The sequence below is a fragment of the Halorubrum sp. Boch-26 genome (assembly GCF_029889805.1).
Classification (GTDB): domain Archaea; phylum Halobacteriota; class Halobacteria; order Halobacteriales; family Haloferacaceae; genus Halorubrum.
On the sequence record NZ_JARANT010000141.1, the window covers coordinates 1 to 4,163 of the forward strand.

At 72.1% G+C, this 4,163-nt stretch carries 5 protein-coding genes and 1 pseudogene; all 6 read right to left on the reverse strand.

Annotation, left to right across the window (positions count from 1 at the left end):
* On the reverse strand, positions 1-579 hold a 579-nt coding region (locus OQF71_RS13980), incomplete at its 3' end, for a protoglobin domain-containing protein (RefSeq protein WP_280588415.1).
* Between the two features lie 20 nt (positions 580-599).
* Positions 600-947, reverse strand: a pseudogene (locus OQF71_RS13985) (hypothetical protein); the annotation flags it as partial.
* 87 nt (positions 948-1,034) lie between these two features.
* Positions 1,035-1,217 (reverse strand): hypothetical protein, encoded by a 183-nt coding sequence (locus tag OQF71_RS13990; protein WP_280588417.1) that lies wholly within the window; start codon positions 1,215-1,217, stop codon positions 1,035-1,037.
* A gap of 61 nt (positions 1,218-1,278) precedes the next feature.
* Entirely contained in the window at positions 1,279-2,874 is a 1,596-nt protein-coding gene (locus OQF71_RS13995) for a cobyric acid synthase (RefSeq protein ID WP_280588419.1), read from the reverse strand.
* 61 nt (positions 2,875-2,935) lie between these two features.
* On the reverse strand, positions 2,936-3,688 hold the full coding sequence (locus OQF71_RS14000; protein ID WP_280588421.1) for a cob(I)yrinic acid a,c-diamide adenosyltransferase: 753 nt from the start codon (positions 3,686-3,688) through the stop codon (positions 2,936-2,938).
* A partial coding sequence (locus OQF71_RS14005; protein ID WP_280588422.1) for an adenosylcobinamide amidohydrolase occupies positions 3,685-4,163 on the reverse strand: 479 nt, incomplete at its 5' end. The genes OQF71_RS14005 and OQF71_RS14000, both read right to left, overlap by 4 nt.

The window sequence follows — 4,163 nt, forward strand, 5'->3', positions numbered from 1 at the left end:
TCTCGCCGCCTCGGTCTCGGCGTCGCCGCCCCCGCCGCCGTTCGCGTCGCCCGGTGCGCTCGGCGTCGCCCCGCCCGCCCCGCCGGACAGCCGATCCGTGAGCGAGTCGACGAGCCGGTCTCCGATGAGCGGGAGGATGAGGTCGTAGTACACGCCGTACTGACCGAGGTAGTGTTTCATCGGCATCTCAAGCATGTCGTGGAGCTTCCCGATCCGCGCTCGGTCCTCGAAGTACTCCGGACCGTACTCGCCGTCCGCGAGCGTCACGAGGTACGCCGACTGTGTCCGCTTGAGTTGTTCGACCCCTTTTTCTGATCGGTCGATCACGTCGGCCGTCTGCTCGTGGCCGGTGAGGTTCTCGTAGAAGTCCTCCGCGATCTGATCGGCGTTCTCCGCGAACGCCTCCTCGTACCGGCCCAACCGTCGCTCATCTTCCTCGTCGAACCCGACGAACTCCTTTCGCCACGCGATCTCCTCGGCGTCGAGACCGATCTCCTCGACCAGTTCGGCAACGTCGAGTTCGTCGTTCAAGCCGCCCTGACCGAAATCGTCCCGCCCGTACTCTCCCGAAATAGCCATGCCGGGTCTCCCCGCTTGGGTTATATAATGGAAAACATCCGCGTCTCACGACTGATACTTGGCTGCGCACAGCCGGCACCAGTCAGTCCGCGCCGGCCGCGTCGTCCGGGCGGATCTGGAGCGCGCCCTCTGCGCATCGCCATGAGGCGGTCCGAACGTCGACCGAACGTCCCGCTGTTGAACTGCCGAATCACGCGGCCGGTCGTCAGGGTCAGTTCGCCGGCGTCGCTGCCGACTGGGGCGAGGGCGCGCCCGACCGAGAGGAGCCCCGCGGTGACGAGACAGGCGGCGAACGCCGTCGTGCCGAGCTTCCCGCCGAACCCGTTGAACGCGCGCTTGGCGGCCACGGAGACGCCGCCGGCGACGAGCTCCTCGCGACGGCCCAGCGGAAGCCGTTAGAGGAGACGCTGGTCGGAGCGTGAGGCGATCGTGTCAGACTGACCAACTGCGCCTTCTCATACCGTCTCTCGCTTGTCTAGCGCCTCGTTGATCGCGAGCGGTACGACGACTCCGCCCCCGATGACCAGCGCGAGCGGGACCCACTCCGGGTACGACACGCTCAGCGACTCGACGAGGAGGGCGACGGCGACGGTGAGGGCGATACACGTCCCGATGACGGCGTTCTCGCGGGAGACCATGCGCGACCCGTCGGCGGGAATTTATAAGGGAATTTCGCCGCAGCGGCGCGTCCGAGACCGGTTACCCGACATCGCCGAGCCCGAGCGCCGAGAGGTCGACGTTGTCGGCGACGAGGTCGGCGGCGCGGTCGTAGGGTGAACGGCCGTCCGCCTTCCCCGCCGCGTCGGCGTCGCTTCCCCCCGCTCCTCCCGCCGGTCGCGATTTCCCGGCGGCCTCAAATACCCGATCTACGAACGCCGCCCGAACGCCCTCGTTCTCGAAGAGGCCGTGGAGATACGTTCCGAGCGCGCGGTCGGTCGCCGCGCTCTCGGGGCCGAGCGGTCGGGCGACCGCCTCGGTGGGCGACGACCGACCCATGTGGATCTCGTAGCCGGTCGCGGTCCCGCTCGCGCCGGCGAGCGGGCCGACCCCGTCGACGGACCGGGTCACGCGCTCGACGCGCTTGTCGGTCGCAAAACGCGTCTCGACCGGGAGCACGCCGACGCCCTCGACCGTCGACGCCGGTCCGGTCCCCTCGAGGTCGGCGTTCGTCAGTCGCTCGCCGAGGATCTGGTAGCCGCCGCAGAGGCCGACGATCGGCCCCGCGAACCCGCGGAGCGTGTCGTCGAAGCCGGCGTCGCGGAGCGCGAGCAGGTCGTCGACGGTGTTCTTCGACCCGGGGAGAACGACCGCGTCGGCGTCGTCGAGCGGGGCGTCGGTCCCGCTCCGATCCCCGTCGATCGGGACGTACGCGACCCGGACGCCCGACTCTCGCGCCAGCGGTTCCAAGTCGGTGAAGTTCGAGATCCGCGGGAGCCGGGGGACGGCGATCCGGACCGCGTCGGCGTCGGCGACGCCGTCGTCGGTGCCGATGACGCCAGCTCCGTCCCCGCCCCGGCCGCTCCCCGTCTCGCTTCCGCCGCCCGCGTCCGGTAGCGAGAGGCTGTCCTCCGCGGGGAGGCCGGGGTCGTCGTGCGGGACGACGCCGACGATCGGGACGCCCGTGCGCTCCTCGATCTCTGCGATGCCGGGCTCCAGGAGGGCGGGGTCGCCGCGGAACTTCGTGATCACCGCGCCGGCGACGCGGTCGCGGACGTCGTCGGGGAGGAGCTCTAACGTTCCGTAGAGGCTCGCGAAGGCGCCGCCGCGCTCGATGTCGACCGCGATCACGATCCGGGCGTCGGCGAAGCGCGCGCACTCGACGTTCGCGAGGTCACGGTCGTGGAGGTTGATCTCGGCGATGCTGCCCGCCCCCTCGGCGACGACCACGTCGTGGTCGGCCGCCAGTCGGCGGTGGGCGGCGACGGCGGCGTTCCGCGCCGCGTCCCAGTGCGACTCGTAGTACTCGCCGGCCGCGTAGTGGCCGGCCGCCTCGCCGTCGACGATCAGCTGGCTCTCGCCGTCGCCGCGGGGCTTGAGCAGCACGGGATTCATATCGGTCGTCGCCGGGACGCCCGCGGCCCGGGCCTGCACGAACTGGGAGACGCCGATCTCGCCCCACTCCCCGTCCGGCGCGAGTGCGACCCGCGCGTTGTTGCTCATGTTCTGGGCCTTGTACGGGGCGACCGCGACCCCGTTCCGAGCGAGGTGTCGGCAGAGCCCGGCGGCCAGCGTGCTCTTACCGGCGTGGCTCGCCGTGCCGGCGACCAGGACCGTCTCGGCGTCGGGGTCGATCACGGGCGCCTCCGACGGGCCGCGCGTCGCCGCCGGGACATGGGTCCCCGCCGGGCCATGGGTATCAGTACTCCGTCCCCCGCCGGGCGCGGTGTCCCGCGTCGAAGGGGTGTGCCACCTTCCGGACGTTCGTGATCAGGTCGGCGACCCCGTCGAGGTACGCCGGCTCCGCGTGGCTCCCGGTGAGGACGAGTTCGAGGCCGTCCGGCTTCGACTCCGCGAGCGCGACGACCTCGTCGGGGTCGACGAGCCCGCGGTCGGCCGCGTACAGCAGCTCGTCCACGATGAGCATGTGGACGCCGTCGTCGGGGTCACCGTCGAGCGGGAGCGGCTCCGTCAGGTCCGCCTCCGCGGCGCCGGCGACGAGCGCCTCGGCGCGCTCGAACGCGGCGCTCGCCTTCGCCTCGTGCTCGTCGTCCGCGGAGCCGTCGAGCAGCCCGTGCCAGCCGTAGTGGCCGGCGTTCTCGTAGCTGAACCCCGGCATCGCGGCGATCGTGTTGTACTCGCCCCGGACGCCCTCGACGCTGTCGGCGCCCCCTTTCATGAGCTGGAGCATGTGGACGCGGTAGCCGTGTCCCGCGGCCCGGAAACCCATCCCCATCGCCGCCGTCGTCTTCCCCTTCCCGTCGCCCCACCAGGCCTGCACGAGCCCGAACTCCTCGGGCGCGGCCGGCTCGATCGGCTCCGGTTCGGGGGCCGCGCCGCCGCCGGGGGTTCGGGCCGCGTGACTCCCGTCGGTCGATCCGTTCGCGTCGGTCGGCTCCTCGTCGGTCGATACGTCCGCGTCGCCGTCCGTGTCTGTGTCGTCGTGTGTCATATTTCGAAAACCTCCGCCCGATCGTCGGCGACGACGCCGTGTTCGGCGTCGCCGGCCGGTCCGGGCAGGTCGCCGTCCGGGTACCGCGATCGCAGGCTCGCGCGGACCGCGTCCCGGACGCAGACGCGGGCCGCCGCGCCGACCGGCGTGGCGCTGCCCGAGAACGCCGCCGGCTCCCCGTCGGGGTCGTCGGCGACCACGACTGCATCGCTGGTCGTCCCCGGGACGCCCGCGGTCGCGAGCAGCGTCGCCGCCTTCGCCTCGGCCGCGACGGCGACGAGGTTCGCGGCGGCGCCGGCCGCGAGCCGTCGGGTGGTCCCGAGGATCAGGTTGACCGTGCCGGGTCGCTCGGGCGGTTCCCCGGCGGTCGCCTCGGGTTCGCGTTTGGGGCCGTCGGCAGCGTCGCCAGCGTCGGCAGCGTCGGCAGCGTCGGCAGCGGAGCCCGAGGAGGCAGCGGAGCCGGCGGAGGCGGCGG

What these genes read in the sequence shown, in the direction of transcription:
- OQF71_RS14000 (WP_280588421.1), bottom strand. Translation starts at nt 3,688, where the DNA reads ATGACACACGACGACACAGACACGGACGGCGACGCGGACGTATCGACC.
- OQF71_RS13990 (WP_280588417.1), bottom strand. Translation starts at nt 1,217, where the DNA reads ATGGTCTCCCGCGAGAACGCCGTCATCGGGACGTGTATCGCCCTCACC.